The sequence below is a fragment of the Flavobacterium sp. H122 genome, assembly GCF_004959765.1.
GTDB lineage: Bacteria > Bacteroidota > Bacteroidia > Flavobacteriales > Flavobacteriaceae > Flavobacterium.
Window position 1 is genome coordinate 369,732 of record NZ_SJZD01000001.1, and the last position, 23,137, is coordinate 392,868.

At 33.1% G+C, this 23,137-nt stretch carries 20 protein-coding genes; 9 read left to right on the forward strand and 11 right to left on the reverse strand.

Annotation, left to right across the window (positions count from 1 at the left end; all coding sequences use genetic code 11):
* The first annotated feature begins 186 nt into the window (after window positions 1-186).
* Window positions 187-2,976 (forward strand): excinuclease ABC subunit UvrA, encoded by a 2,790-nt coding sequence (uvrA, locus tag EZM65_RS01800; protein ID WP_136666804.1) that lies wholly within the window; start codon window positions 187-189, stop codon window positions 2,974-2,976.
* A gap of 208 nt (window positions 2,977-3,184) precedes the next feature.
* Window positions 3,185-4,882: an ATP-dependent endonuclease gene (locus tag EZM65_RS01805; protein ID WP_136666805.1), complete on the forward strand. Its 1,698-nt coding sequence runs from the start codon at window positions 3,185-3,187 to the stop codon at window positions 4,880-4,882.
* A gap of 219 nt (window positions 4,883-5,101) precedes the next feature.
* Here EZM65_RS01805 and EZM65_RS15425 read toward each other — a convergent pair whose 3' ends face one another.
* Complete coding sequence (locus EZM65_RS15425; RefSeq protein WP_169051616.1) at window positions 5,102-5,251, reverse strand: hypothetical protein; 150 nt, start codon at window positions 5,249-5,251, stop codon at window positions 5,102-5,104.
* A 437-nt stretch (window positions 5,252-5,688) separates the two neighbouring features.
* Here EZM65_RS15425 and EZM65_RS01810 point away from each other — a divergent pair, with 437 nt between their 5' ends.
* Both EZM65_RS01810 and EZM65_RS01815 read left to right on the forward strand, forming a co-directional pair.
* Complete coding sequence (locus EZM65_RS01810) at window positions 5,689-6,141, forward strand: hypothetical protein (protein WP_136666806.1); 453 nt, start codon at window positions 5,689-5,691, stop codon at window positions 6,139-6,141.
* Window positions 6,142-6,194: 53 nt separating this feature from the next.
* Window positions 6,195-6,779, forward strand: coding sequence for a transglycosylase domain-containing protein (locus EZM65_RS01815; protein ID WP_136666807.1), 585 nt, complete (start codon window positions 6,195-6,197; stop codon window positions 6,777-6,779).
* Between the two features lie 334 nt (window positions 6,780-7,113).
* Here EZM65_RS01815 and EZM65_RS01820 read toward each other — a convergent pair whose 3' ends face one another.
* Window positions 7,114-8,295 carry a M20/M25/M40 family metallo-hydrolase gene (locus EZM65_RS01820; RefSeq protein WP_136666808.1) on the reverse strand — a complete coding sequence of 394 codons (1,182 nt, stop codon included), beginning with the start codon at window positions 8,293-8,295 and terminating at the stop codon, window positions 7,114-7,116.
* A gap of 228 nt (window positions 8,296-8,523) precedes the next feature.
* Entirely contained in the window at window positions 8,524-9,705 is a 1,182-nt protein-coding gene (locus tag EZM65_RS01825) for a M28 family peptidase (protein ID WP_136666809.1), read from the reverse strand.
* Between the two features lie 215 nt (window positions 9,706-9,920).
* Between EZM65_RS01825 and EZM65_RS01830 the strand changes: the two genes are divergently transcribed.
* Window positions 9,921-10,607, forward strand: coding sequence for a hypothetical protein (locus EZM65_RS01830; protein ID WP_136666810.1), 687 nt, complete (start codon window positions 9,921-9,923; stop codon window positions 10,605-10,607).
* A 128-nt stretch (window positions 10,608-10,735) separates the two neighbouring features.
* Here EZM65_RS01830 and EZM65_RS01835 read toward each other — a convergent pair whose 3' ends face one another.
* The gene (locus tag EZM65_RS01835; protein ID WP_136666811.1) at window positions 10,736-11,149 is read right to left on the reverse strand and encodes a DUF6691 family protein; all 414 of its coding nucleotides are present in this window, start codon (window positions 11,147-11,149) and stop codon (window positions 10,736-10,738) included.
* Between the two features lie 2 nt (window positions 11,150-11,151).
* Window positions 11,152-11,709 carry a YeeE/YedE family protein gene (locus EZM65_RS01840; RefSeq protein WP_136666812.1) on the reverse strand — a complete coding sequence of 186 codons (558 nt, stop codon included), beginning with the start codon at window positions 11,707-11,709 and terminating at the stop codon, window positions 11,152-11,154.
* A 292-nt stretch (window positions 11,710-12,001) separates the two neighbouring features.
* Here EZM65_RS01840 and EZM65_RS01845 point away from each other — a divergent pair, with 292 nt between their 5' ends.
* Entirely contained in the window at window positions 12,002-12,457 is a 456-nt protein-coding gene (locus EZM65_RS01845) for a 2-dehydro-3-deoxyphosphooctonate aldolase (protein ID WP_136666813.1), read from the forward strand.
* Window positions 12,458-12,502: 45 nt separating this feature from the next.
* Here the strand turns inward: EZM65_RS01845 and rocD are convergent, their stop codons facing one another.
* A complete protein-coding gene (gene rocD / locus EZM65_RS01850; protein ID WP_136666814.1) occupies window positions 12,503-13,747 on the reverse strand; it encodes an ornithine--oxo-acid transaminase in 1,245 nt (414 codons plus the stop codon).
* Between the two features lie 100 nt (window positions 13,748-13,847).
* Window positions 13,848-14,306 (reverse strand): DUF1003 domain-containing protein, encoded by a 459-nt coding sequence (locus EZM65_RS01855; RefSeq protein WP_136666815.1) that lies wholly within the window; start codon window positions 14,304-14,306, stop codon window positions 13,848-13,850.
* A gap of 243 nt (window positions 14,307-14,549) precedes the next feature.
* On the opposite strand from EZM65_RS01855, the gene EZM65_RS01860 reads away from it, so the two are divergent.
* Together EZM65_RS01860 and EZM65_RS01865 are read left to right on the forward strand one after the other, a co-directional pair.
* Window positions 14,550-15,986, forward strand: a complete 1,437-nt coding sequence (locus EZM65_RS01860) for an alkaline phosphatase PhoX (RefSeq protein WP_136666816.1) — start codon at window positions 14,550-14,552, stop codon at window positions 15,984-15,986.
* A complete protein-coding gene (locus tag EZM65_RS01865; RefSeq protein WP_136666817.1) occupies window positions 15,987-17,762 on the forward strand; it encodes a cytochrome-c peroxidase in 1,776 nt (591 codons plus the stop codon).
* Between the two features lie 164 nt (window positions 17,763-17,926).
* Here the strand turns inward: EZM65_RS01865 and EZM65_RS01870 are convergent, their stop codons facing one another.
* From EZM65_RS01870 to EZM65_RS01885, 4 genes are all read right to left on the reverse strand, one after another.
* Window positions 17,927-18,469 carry a DUF1697 domain-containing protein gene (locus tag EZM65_RS01870; RefSeq protein WP_136666818.1) on the reverse strand — a complete coding sequence of 181 codons (543 nt, stop codon included), beginning with the start codon at window positions 18,467-18,469 and terminating at the stop codon, window positions 17,927-17,929.
* A 4-nt stretch (window positions 18,470-18,473) separates the two neighbouring features.
* Window positions 18,474-19,193: a hypothetical protein gene (locus EZM65_RS01875; RefSeq protein WP_136666819.1), complete on the reverse strand. Its 720-nt coding sequence runs from the start codon at window positions 19,191-19,193 to the stop codon at window positions 18,474-18,476.
* 119 nt (window positions 19,194-19,312) lie between these two features.
* Window positions 19,313-20,041, reverse strand: coding sequence for a hypothetical protein (locus tag EZM65_RS01880; protein WP_136666820.1), 729 nt, complete (start codon window positions 20,039-20,041; stop codon window positions 19,313-19,315).
* Between the two features lie 346 nt (window positions 20,042-20,387).
* Window positions 20,388-21,326, reverse strand: a complete 939-nt coding sequence (locus EZM65_RS01885; protein WP_136666821.1) for a hypothetical protein — start codon at window positions 21,324-21,326, stop codon at window positions 20,388-20,390.
* A gap of 393 nt (window positions 21,327-21,719) precedes the next feature.
* Here EZM65_RS01885 and rlmD point away from each other — a divergent pair, with 393 nt between their 5' ends.
* Window positions 21,720-23,132, forward strand: coding sequence for a 23S rRNA (uracil(1939)-C(5))-methyltransferase RlmD (gene rlmD, locus EZM65_RS01890; protein WP_136666822.1), 1,413 nt, complete (start codon window positions 21,720-21,722; stop codon window positions 23,130-23,132).
* Window positions 23,133-23,137: the final 5 nt, after the last annotated feature.

The window sequence follows — 23,137 nt, forward strand, 5'->3', positions numbered from 1 at the left end:
AGCTTATTGATTTTATGGGTATTCCCGATAAATTTTCTAAAATCATCAGCTTATTTTATTAGAATTATTCATAAAACTCTAATCTATCCGCAGCTAAAAAAAATAAAATTTAATACCGAAGAACCGAAATAGAGTAATCTAAAAATTTCTAAAATCATTATCTTTGTAAAAATTGACTTTTTACAGATGATCACTGACATATCAACGCTTGAACCTAAAAAGAACATCATAATAAAAGGCGCTCAGATTCATAATTTAAAGAATCTGGATGTTGCCATACCCCGTAATAAACTTGTTGTTATTACAGGTTTATCAGGCTCCGGTAAATCAAGTTTGGCCTTTGACACCTTATATGCCGAAGGACAACGCCGTTATGTTGAAAGTTTATCGAGTTACGCCCGTCAGTTTTTAGGTCGGTTAGACAAACCTAAAGTAGATTACATTAAAGGAATTGCTCCGGCAGTTGCTATAGAACAAAAAGTAAACACTACAAACGCCCGCTCGACTGTGGGTACGTCAACCGAAATCTATGATTATCTAAAATTACTTTTCGCACGAATAGGAAAAACATATTCACCGGTTTCCGGACAAGAAGTAAAAAAGCATACCGTTTCTGACGTTATTAACGAAGTTCAGAAATTTGAAGAAGACAGCAAATGGCTTTTACTATCCCCAATACATTTGGAAGAAGGACGCCAACTGGAAAACAAACTAAAAGTCTTGTTACAGCAGGGTTTTATAAGAATCCTGGTGGATAACGAAATGGTTCGTTTAGATGAACTGGACCAACATTCGCTTGACAATAAAGATATTTTATTGATTATAGACCGATTAGTCGTAAAACACGAAGAAGATTTTTACAACCGATTGGCTGATGCTGTACAAACCGCTTTCTACGAAGGAAAAGGAATTTGCTATCTGCAGGAGTTAAGTACTGAAAACCGAATGACATTCAGTTCCAATTTTGAATTGGACAACATTACATTTTTAGAACCTAACATTCATCTTTTCAGTTTTAACAACCCTTATGGTGCGTGTCCGCAATGTGAAGGGTATGGAAATATCATAGGTATCGATGAAGACTTGGTTATTCCCAATACCGCTTTATCCATTTATGAAAACTGTATTGCTCCCTGGAAAGGAGAAAGCATGGGATGGTATAGAGACCAACTGGTAAACAACTCACACAAATTTGATTTTCCTATCCACAAACCCTTTTTCCAACTCACCGAAGCACAAAAGCAGTTGGTATGGAATGGAAATCAATATTTTGAAGGGCTTAACGACTTCTTCAAAGAATTAGAAGAAAAAAATTATAAAATTCAAAACAGGGTCATGCTTTCACGTTATCGGGGAAAAACAAAATGTCCTGTCTGCAAAGGAAAACGATTACGTCCTGAAGCCAACTATGTAAAAGTTGGCGATAAAACATTATCTGAATTGGTTGATTTATCAATTAAAAAGCTGATTCCGTTTTTCAAATCACTGGAATTATCAGAATATGATTCCAAGATTGCCAAACGTCTTTTAATTGAAATCAATAACCGATTGGCTTTTTTACAGGATGTTGGTTTAGACTATCTGACCCTGAATCGTAATTCGGCTACATTATCCGGCGGGGAATCACAGCGAATCAATTTGGCCACCTCATTGGGAAGCAGTCTGGTTGGTTCGATGTATATTTTAGACGAACCAAGTATTGGTTTACACCCAAAAGATACCGAAAGATTAATTAAAGTTTTGGAATCCTTACGTGATTTGGGCAATACCGTTATTGTTGTGGAGCATGATGAAGACATCATGAAAGCAGCCGATATGATTATTGACATAGGCCCTGAAGCCGGAACATACGGTGGTGAATTGGTAGCGCAAGGAACCTTTGAAGAAATCTTACAGTCGGATTCCTTAACTTCACAATACCTGAATGGCAAATTAGAAATCGAAACGCCTAAAAAAAGAAGAAAATTCAAGAATCACATTGATGTAATTGGCGCCAGAGAAAACAATTTACAAAATATAGATGTAACCTTCCCGTTGGATGTACTTACTGTGATTACAGGAGTTTCGGGATCAGGAAAAAGCACCTTGGTTAAAAAAATATTGCATCCCGCTTTACAAAAAAAACTGGAAGGTGTAGGTGAAAAAGCGGGTCAGTTTACCGAATTAGAAGGAAGCTATTCGCATATAAAACATATTGAATATGTGGACCAAAACCCAATTGGAAGAAGCTCACGTTCCAATCCCGTCACTTATATCAAAGCGTATGATGATATAAGGGATTTGTTTGCCAAAGAAAAACTATCCAAAAACCGTGGGTACCAACCCAAACACTTTTCATTCAACGTGGATGGCGGACGATGCGAAACCTGTAAAGGAGAAGGAAGCATTAATGTGGAAATGGTATTCATGGCCGATGTATCCTTACCATGTGAAACCTGTAACGGAAAACGATTCAAAAAAGAAATTCTGGAAGTACAGTTTGAAGGCAAAAATATCGACGATATATTAACCATGACCATCGATGAGTCGTTGACATTTTTCAAAGAAAAAAACCAAGCTAAAATAGTCCAAAAACTGCAACCTCTACAGGATGTTGGATTAGGCTATGTACAGCTAGGACAATCCTCTTCCACACTTTCCGGTGGTGAAGCCCAGCGTATTAAGCTGGCATCGTTTTTAGTCAAAGGCGCTACCAAGGACAAAGCCTTATTCATATTTGACGAACCTACCACTGGTTTGCATTTTCATGATATTAAAAAACTATTAAAATCATTTGAAGCCCTCATTGAAAAAGGTCATTCCATTATTGTGATTGAGCATAATCTAGATTTAATCAAATGTGCCGATTATATCATTGATTTAGGCCCTGAAGGCGGAGAAAACGGCGGACAGTTACTGGCTTTTGGCACTCCTGAGGAAATCGTCAAGAACAAAAAATCGATTACGGCTAAGTATTTAGCTGAAAAACTACACTAATTTTGTTGATAACAATGTTGGAAAGCAATATAGGATCCTCAGCTTAGGCTGGGGATTTTTTGTATTTTAGAGGCTATGCTTTTATTTACAGATCCTCAAAAATGATTGTAATTGTTTTTTTTGAGTTGTGTAAATTTAAGAGTTAGCAGCAAGCATTGATCACGTTGTTTATTAAAAAGAAAAATCAAACCAAATATTATTTATCCATATGATTCCTAAATTAATAATTGAAAGTATTAAATTCAACAAAGGAAATGCAATAAAATTAGACGATAGTTCGATAACTATCTTTGTTGGCGGAAATAATGTTGGTAAATCAGTAGGATTAAAAAATCTTTATAATCTAACTCATCCAAATGGATATAGTGTAACTCACAAAGTTATTGAACATGTTGATTTAAAAACAACTGGAAGTGGAGAAGAATTTATTTCATTTTTGCAAACTGATGATTATAACACTCACATTAATGGCGAAAATCAAATTAACATTGGTGGTTACCTCCGTGATTTGGATTTTGCTGGCAAAATTTGGGAAAAAAATCAAGGAAAAGATTTTGGTAATATTTTTATCAAACTGTTAATGACAGAAAATCGACTCAATTTTTCCAACAATGTAGAAAGCAAAGACTTTTATAAAGACAAACCAAATCATCCAATTCACTTAATGTATTTAGATGAAAACATAGAGTTATCTATAAGTGAATATTTCAAAAAAGCATTTAATCTTGATTTGGTTGTTGACCGTTTCGCTGGAAAATTAATACACCTCAAAGTTGGAACAAGACCTACTTTAGTTGAAGGGGAAAATCATCTATCAAAATCTTACAATGAAAGAATAAGAGTACTTCCCATGCTAAGAGACCAGGGTGACGGAATGAGAAGCTTTGTCTCTATCTTATTGGAAATGATTTCAAAAAACCATCATTCCTTACTAATTGATGAACCAGAAGCATTTCTTCATCCTCCTCAAGCTAGGCTAATTGGAAAACTGATTGGAACTTTATTTACAGAAAGGCAAATTTTCATTTCAACTCATAGTTCAGATTTAATCAAAGGTATTTTAGAAAGTAAAAATGAAAAAGTAAATCTAATTCGAATTCAAAGAGAAGAAGAATTTAATACTGGTTCACTTTTAAGCAATGTTGATATTGAAACTATCTGGAAAGATCCAGTTTTAAGGTACTCACCTATTCTTGATGGTTTATTTCACGAGAATGTAATTGTTTGTGAAAGTGATGGAGATTGTAGATTTTTTAACGCATTACTAGAAGCACAATTTCAAAGCGATCCAAGATATTATAGAATCTCGGACACTTTATTTATTCCCGCTCACGGAAAAGCCAAAATCCCTAATATTGTAAAGGCATTAAAGAAAATATCTGTTCCAACTTTTACTATTTGCGATTTTGATATTTTAAACAATATTTCCCCATTAAAAGAACTTGTTGAATCGCATAATGGTGATTGGAGTATTATTCAAACTAAGTGGAATATTGTTTATAATGCAGTAAATCAAATCAAATCTCAACTTGATAAAGAAGAGGCAAAAAGTGCAATTTTGGAAGCTTTTGATTCGGTTTCAACACCTAACCTAAATCAAAAACAAGTTGAAAAAATCAGAGAAGTTTTGAAAGTATCTACTGCTTGGTCTTTTGCAAAAAAGAGTGGTGTAAATTTTATTCCTTCAGGTCAAGCTCATTCAGCTTGTTTAGAGGTTTTAGAATACTTGAATTCGATTGGAATTTTCCCTTTAACAGTAGGCGAATTAGAAAGTTTTGATAAGAGTATCGGAGGGAATAAATCAAAATGGCTTGAAGAAATTTTAAAAAAAGACTTTAGCAATAGTGATGTAGTTCCAGAGGCTAAAAGATTCTTAAGTCACATAGTTGATTCTATATATAAGTAAAATGCCAGCTGCTAACAGGCGTTTAACAAGATTGCGAATTTAGTAGTAAATTCATGTTTACATTTCGCAAGAAATTTTATCTTTAACAGAAAATAATCGGTTCCGAAGCTCGCAACCTCGCCAAGAGCAGGAACGTTATGCGACATTTTGTTATAGAACCCGACAACTAATGAGAATCATTCTAACTATTATTTATCTTGTTTTCAAGAATTACATTTTTTATAATTTGCTAAAAAGCTCACAAATCAGTCGTGTGATGACGATGATTTTGTATTTTGGACAAATGGTAATTTCTATTTTTCTAAATAATATATTCTGGAAAGATGAATCACATTCGCTTGCTGAAGCTATTCCTATGATTGTTAACATAGAATTCTTTTTTGTTATGTTGTTTTTTTTGATGAAACTGCAAATCAAGTTGACAAACAGTATCGCAAATCGAATGAATATAACTCATCCATTCGCACGAATAATTGAATTTAGAAACGATTTTATAAGTCTGTCCAAATTTTATCTGTTTATTAGTGGTTTGGAAATAATTTTAATTTGGCTTGTGTTGAAAAACGCAGCATAACAAAGAACTGTGCTTAAAAACAAAAAAAATTGATTTACTAACCTGTAATAAATTATTTTCCCTTAGCTGACGCGAGCGTCTCGCTCGTGCATATAAAATTTTTAAAATCCAAAAAGTAAACTTTGCTACCCAATTTATATAACTGTAATGTTATGAATGCTGTGGAATAAAAAATGTTATAGAGAAATAAAGATTAACTAGTGCCGACTACATTTTACTAAAAAAATAAACCATGAATTTTCACACCTATAAAACGAATATTGGATATTGCCATATAAACAATGAACTTATTGCTTTTAGTTTAGATAATACTACTGATAAAGTTTCAGATAATTTTATATACAAAGAATATGGAAAATCCTTTATCAAAATAATCTTTACATTTATATTATTTTATTCCTCCATCGATGGATTCAAGACTGATAAAGTATCAACAGGAATAATTTCGTCACTATTAGGATTACTATTTTTAATCGATATTTTAAATTTTGTTAGAAAAAAAGATTACTTATTCAAAAAAAGAATTCTAAAAAATACCATCCAAAAAATAAATGGAGATAAAAGAAATGAAATTGAAATTACTTATCTCAATGAGAAAAACCGGATTACTACCATTTCTATAAAAATACCCGAGAATCAAACAAAAAAAGAAATGGTAATTGAGTCGTTGCTTAACAAAAGATAAGAATATCAATTATTAAAATACAAAATCCTTGATTGCAAATTAAGATGAACTAAATGAAAAACAGAGCGTTTAAAATAATTTGTTCACTATTGATCTTTGGGATATTTTCAGTTGGCTTGTATCTATATCTGCTGAGTGATTTCAACAATCTTTATCAAGATGAAAATTTCATTTTATTAAAAAAATCTATTAAAAACTCCAAAAAAGAGGATTTAAAAGATTTTGTAGAAATTTACAATAAAACACATACAATTATCAGCTACAAAAAAAGCTTATTAAGTGGGTATAATTACAAAGTGGGCATGTCGCCCTTTCATGATGCTGTTAATTCTAGATTATATCGATATGACAGTCAAATAGAAGCGAATTTTAAAAATATACTATATGCTTTAAAATTGGAAGAAGACTTCACTGCTGATGAATGTTTGACTTATTTGTTTTTAAATTGTGATTATCTATACGGGAATAAAGGCATAAAAGATGCTTCAATTTTTTTCTTTAAAAAAAGCATCAAAAATCTTACTCTAAAAGAAAAAATAACATTGGTAATAATGCTTGACAATCCTAGTTTATACAATCCGTTTAGAGAAAGGGATATACTAAAAAGAAGGATAAAGGAGTATGAAAAAATGCTTTAAAACAAAAACTAATGGTTTGTAAAAATGAAAATATGATACCTTTTAATGTATCCCAAAATCTGAAATCAAAATTCTAAATTCTGGACAAACTGAGACAGTGAATATTAAAAAAGCGAGATACTAAGCTAACTGCATCCTAATTTAGTATCATAAACATCAAAAAAAGGTACTTTTTGTATTATTTAATAGAAACGAAACCCAAAAAACCATATTTGGCACGAAAATTGTTATTCATTAATAGAATTTAAATTAGTTTGGTAGGCTAATTATAATAAATTTGGTTAGGTTGGTTTATTTAAAAAAACTCCGTTCGTTGAACGGAGTTTTTTTGCTTTTATTGAATTACAATCTTTTTAGACACTTCGCCTTCATCTGATTGTAATTTTACCAGGTACATTCCCTTCTTAAGTTGGGATACATCCAGAATTTCTGTGAGTTGAGGATGGTCAAAAGTCTTTTCTAAAACTAATTTACCATTTAAGTCAATCAAAGAAACGGCAATTCTTGTAGTATTTAATTCCCCTAGGTTTAATTGTAAATAATCATCAACTGGATTAGGTAATAAATTTACTCTTAAATTATTACTGCTTCCTACTTTTGCAACTGTTGTTTCAGCTTTTGCAAAATGCAATAATCCTCCCACAGCTGCTTTAGCCACATTGTAATTGTATATCGGGTCCATGTTTTTTAACAAATCGGTAGCCGTGTGCTTATGTGTAGTTTCATTGGATTCAAAAAAACCTGTGATGACTTCATTATTGGATTGAAAAGACATATAGTCTGATGCATAAGCATAAGACAATACTGTTTTAAGTGGTGAATATAAGCCCACACATTTAATCAATTCGTTAGTAAATGCAGCAGATGCGGCATTGTTTGTCGACGGTGAATTATTGGTATCTCGCTCACAAGTAATTCTATCATTTACCTTTCCTGCAACCCCACCTACTTCATCTAAATTAAATACTAAACGAATACTCATTTTAGGTCTGGTACCGTTTACTACAGATGCTACATAATGTTTACTACCTTTTAATCCGTCTTCTTCACCGCTAAAATTGATAAATTTTATTGAATACTCTGTATTAACATTTTTTAATAAACGTGCCATTTCTAAAATAGAAACGACACCACTTCCATTATCATTGGTTCCTGTTCCTGTGATAGAATCATAATGTCCACAAACAATTACATAGGTATTAGGATACACGGTGCCTTGTTTGGTCACGATCAAATTTTTACATGTGGCGCCAGAATAACTATAGGTGTCAGTAGAAATTTGTAAATCGGTATACCCATAGCTTTTATATTTTGTTATAAGCCATTGATAGGTATTCTCTAAGGCGGCAGTTTTTCGATACTTTACACCTAAAGCCTCATACTCCTTCAGGTTATTCGTAACATTTGTTTGCGAAACTTGATTGGCAATGTCTGCATAATGTTGTACAAAAGTTTGCGCAAAGCAATTGCCTGCTATAAAAAGCAGTGCAACATAGATTTTAATTTTAGTTTTCATGGTTGGTTTATTTTGATTTATTACTCAAATTTAAGCTTTTATAAGATATTTCCTATAAAATACAGGATTCATTTTCAAGCAATTAAACAAAACATCCAGTAGTTTTTCAACACCCAAAACATATTTCTACAGATAGATTTTTTCAGTTAGTTGGCAGACTAATACATTTAATTTGGACAGGTTGGTTTATTTAAAAAAACTCCGTTAAACAACGGAGTTTTTTTACTTTTATTGAATTACAATTTTTTTAGCTATTTCACCTTCATCCGATTGTAATTTTATCAGATACATTCCTTTATTCAACTGAGACACATCCAGCATTTCTGTTAGTTTAGGATGCTCGTACGTTTTTTCCAGAACCAGCTTTCCATTCAAATCAATCATCGAAACAGCATATTTTTCGGTATTCAAATTTCCAAGATTAATCTGCAGAAAATCATCAGCCGGATTTGGGAAAAAGTTGACTTTAATCTTATTATCAAATTCTGAATTTGATAAGGTTGTCTCGGCTTTTGTTAAATGCAGCAATCCTCCTACTGCCGCTTTAGCCACATTATAATTGTACACCGGATCCATATTTACCAGTAAATCAGTAGTATGGTGCGGATGAGTGCTTACATTTTTTTCAAAGAATCCTGTAATTATCTCACCATTATCTTCAAAAGACATATAATCTGAATCATAGGCGTACGATAAGACAGCATTAAGCGGAGAATACAATTCCACACTGGTCATTAATTCATTTGTAAACGTTGAAGAAACAGCATTATTGGTTGATGGTGAATTGTCGGTATCTCTCTCGCAGGTAATCGTATTGTTAATCATGCCGGCTACCCCTCCTACTTCGTCCAGATTAAATACCAGACGGATGTTCATTTTCGGGTTAGTACCATTTACAACGGAAGAAACATAATGCTTACTCCCCATTAAACCATCTTCTTCACCGCTGAAATTGATAAATTTTATAGAATATTCTGTATTTACATCTTTTAATAAACGGGCCATTTCCAAAATTGAAACTGTGCCGCTTCCATTGTCATTCGTTCCGGTTCCTGTAATCGAATCATAATGACCGCATACAATAATATAAGTATTGGGATAAACCGTTCCTTGTTTTGTCACTATCAGATTTTTACAGGTTGCACCTGAATAACTATACGTATCGGTTACTATTTGTGCATCGGTATAACCGTAACTTTTATATTTATCGACCAACCATTGGTAGGTATTTTCAAGTGCGGCAGTATTTCTATACTTTATCCCTAAACCTTCATAAGCAGTCAGATTATTAGTAATGTTGGCCTGCGAAACCTGATTGGCAATGTCTGCATAACGCTGCACAAAATTTTGCGCATAAAAATTCATAGTAGTTAAAAACAGCACAAACTGCAGTTTAAATTTGGTAGTCATAAGTCAGCTTTTAGATTTGTTAACCAAATTTAAACTTTTATAAGATAATTCCAATAAAAAATATAGCTCTCATTTTCAATCAATTAAACAATTAACAAAACTACTATTACTTTTTTGGCACGCTAATTGGATATCTCTTTTCAACAAGAAATATTTCTTGAAGCGAGCGAGCCGAAAATCGGATAAAGAGTAGGCAACCATTAAACTGTATTGTTATGAAAAAGATTACACTTTTAGTGGCCAGTATCTTCCTGGCGGGAAGTATGGCCCACGCGTCAGAAAACCATGTTTTTTCTGACAACCATGGAAAAGGAAAAGAGAAAGGCTGGAAAGTAGATTACCGCGATGCGGATCCTATTAAGTTCGTGGAAAGAGGTATTGAGTTTTATGTATTCCCAACAGGTGAATTCGACTTCAATACACGTCCGGATGAAGGCTGTGAGACTGATTATTATTTCAAAGCTGCCGGAAGAAGAGGAACTGTTGTTATTGAAAAACACAGACCGGTGAACTATGGGGTAAAAATTGAAAGAGATGCCTTTGGCCGTGTACGCCGTGTAGGAAATACGTTCATCAACTATGATGCTTTTGACAGGGTAAGCCGTATTGGTACTGTGTATATGCGCTACAATAGCTTTGCATTGTCCCAAATAGGTGGATTACGTATTGCTTACGATAGAAAAGGAAGAATCATTGACATATTTGGGGATGTAAAAGGATACAGATCCGGTCACTATTCTGACGGATACGACTATCCAAGAGGAAACGGAAACAATGATGATTATTATTACAGAAGTGAAAACAGAAATGACAGAGATGAAGACCGTGATAACCGCGACGACAGCTATTACTACCGTCAAAGCGATAAAAACGTGAAAGAAGACACTTCCGTTAAAAGATAACGTTAGTTTAATCTCATATTAAAAAATAATTTATAGTGCCTATAAATTAGGTTAGGTTGGTTTGTTTTTATACCCCCGGAAAATCTCCGGGGGTATATTTTTTTATTTATATGATGTGGAAATAATTATTAATGAGGCAGTTTTTCTTTTACCAGTCCGTACACAAACGTTCCTAACAAAGCACCAAACAAAACTACCGCTACAGCAGGAATTCCAGTTCCTAAAAGAATAAAGATAGGACCCGGGCAGGCGCCTACTAATGCCCAGCCTAAACCAAACATAAATCCGCCAACTATGTAACGGATTAGTCTTCTGTCTTTATCATGGATTTCAATAGGCTGGCCTTCAACGTCCTTCAATTCTTTTTTCTTTATGAATTTGATACCGCAGACACCTACAAACACGGCAACTCCAATAATTCCATACATATGGAACGACTGGAACATAAACATCTCATAAATACGATACCATGAAATAGCCTCTGCCTTAGTTAAAGTAATTCCAAACAAAAGCCCTACTGCAAAAAATCTAAGTAATTTCATAGTTAAAAAATTAGAGGTATTAAAAAATGCGCCATAACAAGCCCTCCTAAGAAAAACCCAATCACAGCAATCAATGAAGGTAACTGTAAATTACTTAAACCTGAAATTGCATGTCCAGAAGTGCAACCGCCTGCATAAGGCGTACCGAAACCAATTAAAAAACCACCAAGTAACAGTATAAACAATCCTTTTCCAGACAACATTGCTTCCATACTAAATATTGTATCAGGAAGAAACTTACCGTTTGGAGCATCAATACCTATAGTTTGAAGGTTAGCTATTGTTTTAGGGTTTATATCAATCATATTGGTACCGCCTAAATAATGATAAGCTATAAATCCACCTACAACAGAACCCAGCACTACCGCCAGATTCCATTTTTGTTCACGCCAGTCAAAATTAAAATATTGCGCCGTCTTCCTTCCACCGCTCATAGAACAAATTGTTCTCAAATTTGAAGACATTCCAAAAGTCTTACCCAGATACGTAAGTAAAAGCATTACCAGTCCGATTAACAATCCTGAAACGGACCAATGCCATGTGTTAGTAATAAATTCCATCTAGCATTTTTTTTTGCAAAAATAACATATTACAATTATAATAAAATTGTAACTGTATAAAAAGAAAAAAGCACCTCAAATGAGGTGCTCTTATTCGAAATTTAGATAAACTTTTTTATTAACCCAACCAATATAATGAAAAAAGAAATATCGTAAAATTTCAAGTTTAGAACCTGAAACCAAATTTCGGTACAAATTTAAGGCTATAAAAATGAATTTTCCAAGTATCATAGCAACTTTCTTCTATTTTGTAATCAAATTTTGTCATTATATTTGCCCAAACTATTCAAAAATGAAAAAACTAAACATTTCAGTACTTATAATCATGTTTTTTTTAAGCTCTTGTATAAGTACCAAAAACACTATCAGAAATATTGACAACAGTATTGCGGGACCTGGACTGAATCAAGCTCTGAACAGTTTTATTATTACAAAAAAAGCATCCGATAAAAAATATGCTTTTACTGAATATTATCCGGTAAATGTTGGTTTTACTTCAATTGAGGATGGGGAAAAAAACGAAAAAAGATATCTCAACGCATTGGCCGGACCTAACGGAGAAAAAATCACATATACATTAATTGAATCATGTTGTCCTTTTCCAACAACCAGAACTGACATGGGGGCTGGTATGCTGGATATTTATGAAATTACTTATAACGGACTTAACAAACCAATTCGTATTTATCTAAATAAGTTTGAAAGAGGAGAATTGATGATTCCTGTTGGTTTTACTGCAAAAAAATAAAAAAACACACTGCTTTTAAGGTTTAAAAGCAGTGTGTTTGCAATTTTATTTTTCAAATTCCTTTAAAGTAGAAATTATTATAGAGATACAGTCTTTTAACTGCTCTTCATTCATTACCAATGGTGGTGCAAAACGGATGATGTTTCCGTGGGTAGGTTTAGCCAGTAAACCATTTTCGGCCAACTTCATACAGATATTCCAAGCCGTATCGCTTTCTTCTGTGTCATTGATTACAATTGCATTTAGTAATCCTTTACCACGAACTAAAGTCGCAATGTTTGAAGTTTCAATGTATTTCGCGATTTCACTTCTGAAAATCTGACCTAAACGCTCCGAATTTTCTGCTAATTTTTCATCCTTAACAACTTCCAGTGCTTCGATTGCCACAGCCGCAGCAACAGGATTTCCACCAAAAGTAGAACCGTGCTGTCCCGGTTTGATAACATTCATAATGGCATCATTTGCTAAAACAGCAGATACCGGATAAGCGCCGCCAGACAAAGCTTTGCCCAGAATTAAAATATCCGGCTGTATATTTTCATGATGCACTGCCAGTAATTTACCTGTACGGGCAATTCCTGTCTGAACCTCATCAGCGATGAATAACACATTATGCTTTTCACATAATGCTTTTGCTTTTGCCAAGTATCCTTCAGACGGCACATAAACACCTGCTTCACCTTGAATTGGCTCTACAAGGAAACCTGCAATATTAGGAGATGATGCAATTGCTTTTTCCAAAGCTTCTATATCATCATAAGCGATTTTGATAAATCCTGCGGTATATGGTCCAAAGTTTTTACGTGCATTTTCATCATTAGAGAATGAAATGATTGTAGTTGTTCTTCCGTGGAAGTTATTTTCACAAACGATGATCTGCGCTTCGTTTTCGTTAATTCCTTTTTTCTCGTAAGCCCATTTTCTGCAAAGTTTCAAAGCGGTTTCTACTGCTTCGGCACCTGTATTCATTGGCAATACTTTATCAAAACCAAAATAATTGGTGATGTATTGCTCGTAAGCTCCTAATTTATCATTGTAAAATGCTCTTGAAGTCAATGTTAACGTTTGAGCCTGTTTAACCATAGCACCTACGATACGTGGGTGACAATGCCCCTGATTTACTGCCGAATAAGCTGACAGGAAATCGTAATATTTTTTTCCTTCTACATCCCACACGTATACACCTTCCCCTTTATTCAATACCACCGGTAACGGATGGTAATTATGTGCCCCGTGTTTGTCTTCTAATGCAATGGCTTCTGCTGAACTTAATTTTTCTAAAACTGCCATGATAATAATTTGTTATTGATTGGTAAAATCGCAATTCCTTCTTACGGAGAGAAATCATCCTAAATATGTTACAAATTTATAAATTAAACTTCAAGAAAAATTACTTCTTGAGTTGAGATTTGATATCCTCCAAAAGCTTGATCTGCATTTCCTGAATTTTAAGCATTTCCTGATGCTGATGTTCTAAAATATGGTCTAATTTTCTTTGAAGAATCCTTATTTCCTGTTCCGCCTTTAAATTGATCTGAAAATCTTTTTTAGCCCGTTCCCTGTCTTTCTCTTCCTGACGGTTTTGACTCATCATAATAATAGGAGCCTGTAAAGCCGCAATACAGGATAATATAAGATTTAAAAGAATAAAAGGGTACGGGTCAAAACCATCATTCAATAAAAAATAGGCATTGAAAATTATCCATACCAGTAAAAAAAACAAAAATGACAGAATAAAAGTCCAGCTTCCGCCAAAGTCTGCTACTCTATCAGCTACCCTTTGACCAAAAGTTCTTTTATCTTCCTTTTCCTCAAGTTCGGCTATACTTTTAATTTCTTTATTAGTCATAATGAATACTAATTTTTGAATTGACAGAATATTAACTCAAAAATACAAATTAGATATTCTAAAAACTAAATTAAATCGGGCAGAAGTTATAATCCAATAAATTAATGGTAACCAAATATAAATCTAACACAAAAAACACATTCTGTTATTTTGTTAACATTTTCTTACAATTTTAAAAATATTGTGATTAAAGTTTCATAACACTAAGGCTATATGTTTGCACCGCAATCAAAATTAACTGTAATGAAAATTTCAAAAACTTTGTTGAGTGCGGCTTTATTAGGATCGTTTATTGCCTGCAACTCTGATGATGACAAAAATGAGTCAAACCCAGTAGTATTAAAAAACCATTCAAAAACACCTGTTTTAATTAGTAAAAAAGCGGGGTTTGAAAATCTGGAAATCTACTCTATTCTTAGTTCAGAGGATAAATTAGCTGAATCTCCGGATTTTGTTTATGGCTCTATGGCTGATGGAAACGGTTTATTAAAAAATCCTGACGGTACTTTTTCACTAATGAATAATATCGAAGCACATTATTCTGTGGCACGTATAACATTTGACAAAACATTTAAACCGGTAAAAGGAGAATATGTATTAAATGCTGCAGGTACTGCTAATACGGCAATGTGCTCAGGTACACTTGTAACACCGGAAGAACACGGGTTTGGGCCGTTATTTTTATCAGGCGGTGAGTGGGACGGTAACTCTAAAAACGTCTTTGCTACAAATCCTTTTAAAAATACTGCAGAAGCAGGAACAGGAAAAACATTACCTGCATTAGGACAATGGGATGTCGAAAATGCGGTACCTCTTGGAAAAGATGCGTACAGCAACAAAACTGTTGTTTTAATCGGGGACGATTATGCTGACAACTTTACTCCTAAAGGCCAGTTAGGAATGTATGTGGGCAACCGCGGCGATTTGGAAGGCGGTAAATTATACGGTTTAAAAGTCAATAATTCAGCGATAAAATTTGAGATGGATATGGCTGAAGGAACTTCTTACGATATTTCTTTTGTTGAATATACAGAAAAAACATATAACGAAATAGAAGCAGAATCTGCAACAAAAGGAATCATGGGATTCTCAAGAGTAGAAGATATAGATTACAGAAAAGGATCTTCTAGTAACAATCGTGAATTCTATTTTGCGGTTACTGGTAGAAAAAAGAATGATCTTATAGGTAAAGGAACTATTTATGGTAGAATTTATAAAGTAGTATTAGACGAAAACAATCCTTTAAAAGGAAAAATTACTTGTGTTCTAGATGGAGATAAATTAGATGGAAAAGCGAAACAATTTCATAGTCCTGACAATGTAGTAGCAACTAAAGATTATTTATACATCTTAGAAGATCCAAACGGATACCCAGATACAGTTGATAAATCTCACAACGCTTATGTGTACCAATATAATTTAAAAACTGGCGCGTTAAAAGTTGTTCTTGAATGTGATCAAGAAACAGCACAAAGTAAAGGATACGGGACTAAATCAGTAGCATGGGAATTTACAGGTATGGTAGATGTGTCTGACAAAATTGGTGTAGAAGGTTCTTTCTTACTTATCACACAAAACCACGGATGGAATAACGATAATTTCTACGATCCAAAAGCAGTAACCTCAACAACTTATAAAGAAGGAAGTACATTATATTTAATCAAAGGACTGAAAAGATAAATGAAAAACGTTTTAAGTTTAGTAAAAAAGGCTATTGTTTTAAATAGCCTTTTACTACTTACATTAGGCTGTAAAAATGAAAAGGCTTACGAATCGAGAGAAACTTTTATGCAGCTTGAGAAAGAATACAAAAAATATTTAGAAAATTCCGCTTTAGCTCTCGATAAGATTAATGCTGGAACTTCAATAAAGGAAATGAAAAGTCTTTATAAAGAAGCGAAAAAACAATTTAAACTGGCAGAACCTATTTTAGCTTTTATAGACGACAGTAATTATAAAGCTATAAACCAACCTAACATAATTAAAGTAAACGAAGAAGATGCTACCAATATAAGAATTAGCAATCCTTTTGGTTTTCAAGTATTGGAAGAAATCATTCACAGTTCAAAGCCAGATTACGAGCAAATTCAAAAAGAGGCAAAATTAACTTCCGGCAGACTTAAGCTTTTAAAAAATAACGGTTCCTTGTCACAATTAGGAAACCATCATATTCTTTGGATAATTCGTGATGCAATTAACAGAGTGGCATTAAAAGGGATAACGGGCTTTGACAGCACTGTGGCATTAACTTCATTGGAAGACAGCAAAAATGTTTATGAGTCCATTAAAAAAATACTTACCATTTTTGAAGCGTCTTTTACAGACAAACAACTTTATAAAGATTGGATTACAGAAATTGAAACTTCTCAAAAATTGCTGCAAACTGATTTTAATAAGTTTGACAGATATAATTTTATAAAGAACCACACTCATAAAAGTCTGGGAATTTGGAACAAAACTGTAAAAGACTGGAAGATAAAATTTGAAATAAAACAGGCTCTTAATTACAATATTATATCGCTTTTTGACAAAAACACCTTTAATACAGGACATTTTACAGATCAGGATGAACCTGATAACAGTGATAAAATCAGTCTCGGTAAACAATTATTTAATGATGAGAAACTGTCTGATTCCAAAACTATGAGCTGTGCTACCTGTCATAAACCCGAACTGGCATTTACAGACGGAAAGAAGAAATCAACAGAAACAGGACGCAACTCACCTACTCTATTGTACGCCGGACTTCAAAAAGGCTTTTTTTATGATAACAGAACAGGCGGATTGGAAGGACAAATAGTTGACGTAATTAACAATCCCAAAGAATTTCACAGTTCCTTGGACAAAATTGCTGACTATGTAAAAAAATCAGATATCTATCCGGCTTTATTTCAAAAGGTATTCAAACAATCTCCTGCCGATTACAGCATAAGAAGTGCTATTGCAGCCTATATTTTGTCTTTAAATCCTTTTAACTCAAAATTTGACAGAAATATTTCCAACAAAGAAAATACTTTAACGCAAAGTGAAATTAACGGCTTTAGCCTATTTATGGGCAAAGCCAAATGTGCTACCTGTCATTTTGCACCGCTTTTCAATGGAACTGTCCCTGGAAGTTATCGTGAATCTGAAATGGAACTGATTGGTGTTCCTGAATCTAAGAGCAAAACAAACCCTAAAATTGATTCTGATTTAGGTCGATTTGAAGTTTTTAAAACGGAGAATAGAAAATATTTTTTTAAAACACCAACACTTCGCAATATTGCCAAAACAGCTCCATACATGCACAATGGCGTATATACCACTTTGGAGGAGGTCATCGATTTTTATAATTCAGGAGGCGGCAACGGATTAGGCTTACAGCTCGAATTTCAGACCTTGCCATTTAATAATTTAAGTTTAACTGACAAAGAAAAATCCGACTTAGTTGCGTTTATGAAAACCTTAAGTGATTAATTATTATTAGATAAAATGTGTGTGTGTTACCCGGTGATTGATTATGTTTATAAAGTCGCCGGGTTAATTTTATTTTTTACACAGTCTGAATAAAACAACTTGATGATAATCACCCTCCCCGGCTAACCGGGTCTTCATAGATTTGCTTAAAAAAACTTGATAAGCTATTCATTATACATTTCCAGAAGCTTGGTAACGGTATTCAAATTTCGCATTGTTGCCGTTACATTAAGCTTTTTCTCGATGTACTTTTGGTCAAAACGGGTCTTCCCTGCCCCTACTGCATATTTTATATAAATCCGGTTTTTATCAATCGCCGCTTCATCAGGCTTTACCTGACTCATTTTAAGTTCGTGTATGCTGTTATCGCTCAATTCTTTTGAAATAAAAGTAAAATACAGTTTTTTTGTATCAACCTCTTTTTCTTTCAGATATGGATTATTTGCAAGACAAGCTTCCAAGTCTTCTTTAGAAACCACTATAATCGGCACATCATAGCCCCATTCCTTAAAAATCTCCTGTTTTATTTTGAAACCTACACTCGGTCCATGCTCTTCTTCTGAATCCACAAACACATTACCTGACTGAATGTATGTCTGTACATTTTGAAAACCCATCTTCTCCAAAAGAGCTTTCAGATCGTCCATTTTAATCATATTATGTCCGGAGACGTTTATACCGCGGAGAAGTGCAAGGTGTGTGTACATTCAATTATTTTTTATATTCTTTCCTTTTTTGGATCAAAAATTCAATCACATCAAGTTCATTAGACTTAGGAATTTGAGTTGATGCAAAATCTTTACTGCAAAAATCAATAAAAAAAGGGATTTCTTTTTCATTCAGGTTCAATTTATTTACAAAAAAGTCAGTGGAAAAATTCCTTTCAATATAATTCCTGAATTCAACCACCGCTTCTTTTTTAGGAACCCTTTGATTTTCACCTTTAAATAAAAGCATTATCTTCTCTCCTACCTTTACAAAGTCAATCCCATTTGGAATTTCTCCGGTATAAACACCTATTGGTTTTGGTCTTGCCTGCGTTTTTTCCAGTTCAACGGTTTTCAAGGCATCAAGATTAACATCTGCATTCAGTTCCGCTTCTTTTTTTACTTCAACCTCTTTCAATTCGATTGCCATTTTGGGCATTTCAATTATCAAATTATTGGAACTAAAATCTTTTTCAGTTACTATAATCTTTTTAATCAAATAATCTTTAGTCAAAGCAATTAACTCGTCATTATTTTTTGCAAGAATAGAAAATTCGCCTTTTTTATTTGTTTTCGTTGTAGTTTTATTTCGGCTGTTAACAACTTCAATTTCATTTAACGGAATACCTTCGGATTGTACTTTTCCATTAATTCTTTTTTCCTGCGCCCAAATTACATTTCCAAATATAAAAACACAGATAAGATAAAATTTTAAGCGTATCATGTCAATTGGTTTAATGATTAATAATCGCTTTCAAAACATGCTTTTGAGTCAGTTTTGACTTTAGAACATCCTTATATCAACAAGTTACGAATAAATTCTAATTATAACAAAAGTAAGTTTTATTTATCCGGTTTAAATTCACGGCGCTTTTTTAAAAGAAATTCAAGTGCTTCGAGCTTATTATCTTTAGAAACTACTGTAGCCACCAGATTATCATTTTTACAAAAGCGTATAAATAAATCGAATTCATTTTCCGGAAGATTTAATTTCTGAACTAAATATTCATTTCCAAAACTTATATTTATGTAATCCTCAAATGACGTTTTAATTTTTCTCTTTTGGATATCTTCATTTTTCTTAAAAATCTTTCCAATCAAACTAGCTATTTTGTTTCCAACAGCCATAAAATCAATCCCGTTTTGAAATTCTCCAGTATAAACTCCTATAACTTTAGGTCTTGATTGATCTTTCTCGATTTTTGCCATTTTTAATGACTCATAATCATTTATAACATATACTTTGGGTGCTTTTACAATTTTAACTTCATCCAATTCAATAGGACGTCTCTTTAAAACAACATTGTTATGAACAGCCAAATGTTCCATTTTTATTTTTTCATTCTTCTGAAGGTAATTCTTCAAGAAAAATACAATCTCATCATTTACTTCTACCTGAATTTGAAATTCTCCTCTATCATTACTTTTCACAGCATTTTTTTTGGGTACATTGACAATTTCAACATCAGCCAAAGGAATACCTTCACTTAATACAATCCCTTTAAATTTTGATTGGGCAGATATTGAATTAACACAGGCAATACTAATTATTAAAAAATAAATCTTGTTCACTTCGTTTTAGTTTGGTTATTGTTTCCCAAAAGTAACCACCCAACATAGTTTGGATTATTAATTTTCTGTTAATTGAGATTTCATTAACGAACAAGGCTTGTGAAATTTTACCATGTATTTTCATCACTTATCATTAGAAATCAATCTTGTTTCTGAATTAAAACAAACCTTTTTAATTACCATTTCAACTTTATGAGACTCCTCGTTGTCTCGGAGTGACAAAATAGACAGAATAGCTTTGCGAACATTGTGTAAAACTTTGCACCTTTGCGGTTAATTTCTAAATTCTAAAACCGGAGTGAAAACAGCATGAAAAAACTTTGCGTAGAAATATTATTTTAAAAAATTATATTTGAGTATCAGGCATTATTTCAATTGATATTTCGCAAAATGGTTCAATTGTATTCATAAACAAAAAGAACAATAACTCATACCCTTCAACAAAATCAAAGGTTTTTTTTTGATTCTGCATAATTAAAGCTAATTCATCATAAGAATAATTTGTGTAACCTAACCAACCTGTTTGTTCATCTTCTCCGTAATGTTTAAAACGAACTGTTGAAAAATATTGGTTGAATTTATTATCATCAAATATTTCAGAAATACATGCGCTGTAATTCTTATTAATTTCAAATATTGGGTAGACATGGTTAACCCTCTCGAATATATGTCTATAAAACAATCTATCTGATGATTCAAATGTTCCTTGAGATTTAAATGATCTTAGTGGATAAGAAAGATCATCTTTACTAATTAATTTTCTATATAAACATTCGCAAAATGGATCAATTACATTGAAGTATAATAAATTTAACAAACTAAAATAATCTACCCTGGAAAACTCTAGAATCCTACCATCGCATATTTTTTTTCTGTATTTATCACCTTCATAAATCCAAATTCCTTCAATATATTTTGTTGCCTTCTCTACATCTGTTATATCCTTAATCGCTAATTCATAATAATAATCAGCACGCTCTATTTCATATTTTGTTCGAACTATATTTAGTCTATATTCTGTTAATAAAAAATATTGTAAACAATAATGTGGTGACACAGCAGTTCCGTTTTGAACAATTTCGCCAAATTTTTTACTAATATATGCTGAACCCAAACCCACAAAACTTTTATTTAAATCACCTGTAGCTAAATATTCTTTTGAATTTATACCAAATTCAAAAACATCAGCATATTCTTCTAAGTACATTGGATCAGGATGCCATCTATCATCAAAATTTTCCAGAACATATTTATTTATTAATTCTCTTGCTTTTGTTTCGTTCATATGTTAAACTCTATGGTAGATAAGAATCAAATATATGGATAATAAATTCTTTCTAAAACAGTTTTGATTTTAGAAAGTTTATTAAAAACGTTGGGGTTAAAAAATCATGCGACTACTTCATTTTTTACTATCACAGTTATACTCACTCCCTAAAACTGACAAAATAGACGAAAAACGCGAATTTTGCCTATACTTTACGAACCTTACGGTTAAACAAAACACACATGCTTTTTATCCTGAAAACTAAATTCTAAAATCGGAGTGACAAACCATATAGAAAAACATAGCGAACTTTGCCTAAACTTTGCGAACCTTGCGGTTAAAAATAATTCTAAATTCTGAAATCTAAATTCTAAAATCAGAAATATAATATCAATTATTATCTTTGCGCCTATGGGAAGAAAAAAAGATAAACAAGTCGTATTCGAAAACGTTAAAGTCCTTGATGCAGGTGCAAAAGGCGTATGTGTGGCAAAAGCCCCTGAAGGTCAGGTAATTTTTTTAAGTAATGTAGTACCTGGCGATGTAGTAGACATTCAAACCTTCAAAAAACGTAAATCGTATTATGAAGGGAAAGCTATAAAATTCCATTCGTATTCTGAACATCGTGTTGACCCTGTATGTGACCATTTTGGGGTCTGCGGCGGCTGTAAATGGCAGAACATGAATTATAACCAACAGTTATTTTACAAACATCAGGAGGTGGAAAATAACTTAAAACGCATAGGTAAAATTGAATTACCAGAATTCGAACCTATTTTAGGTTCTGAAAAGCAGTTCTTTTACCGTAATAAAATGGAATTCGGGTTCTCTGCGACACGTTGGATGACTCCGGAAGAAATTAATAGTGGAGCGGAATTAGACAATAAAAATGCAGTAGGTTTCCATATCCCTAAAATGTGGGATAAAATTTTAGACATTCAAAAGTGTCATTTACAACAAGACCCATCCAATGACATTCGTAATGAAATTAGAAAATTTGCAAACGAAAACAATCTTTCTTTTTTCAATCCAAGAGAACACAGCGGCTTATTACGTACTTTAATGATACGTACAGCATCAACAGGAGAAATCATGGTGCTGATTCAGTTTTATGACAACAATCAAAAAGAAATTGAATTAATGATGAACTTCTTAGCGGAACGTTTTCCTGAAGTCACTTCGCTGCAATATGTAATCAACCAAAAAGCTAACGATACGCTGTACGACCAGGATATTATTTTATTTAAAGGCCGTGATTACATTCTGGAAGAAATGGAAGGGCTACAGTTCAGCATCAACGCTAAATCATTTTACCAAACCAATTCTGAACAAGCATACGAATTGTATTCAATCACCAGAGATTTTGCCGGATTAACTGGTAATGAACTGGTATACGATTTATATACAGGAACCGGAACCATTGCACAATTCGTTTCCAAAAAAGCGAAAAAAGTAATTGGTGTCGAAGCGGTTCCGGAAGCTATAGCTGATGCCAAAGTAAATGCAGAGAGAAACAACATAACAAACTGTGAGTTTTTCGTCGGTGACATGAAAAATGTTTTCAATGATGAGTTCATAGCCACTCATGGTCATCCCGATGTTATTATTACTGACCCTCCACGTGACGGTATGCATGCTGATGTAGTGGAGCAAATTTTAAAAATTGCACCGGAAAAAGTGGTATATGTAAGCTGTAATTCTGCTACACAGGCACGTGATTTAGCACTTATGGATGAAATGTACAAAGTGACCCGTGTACGCCCGGTAGATATGTTCCCGCAAACGCATCATGTGGAAAATGTTGTACTTTTAGAGAAAAAATAAGTAAA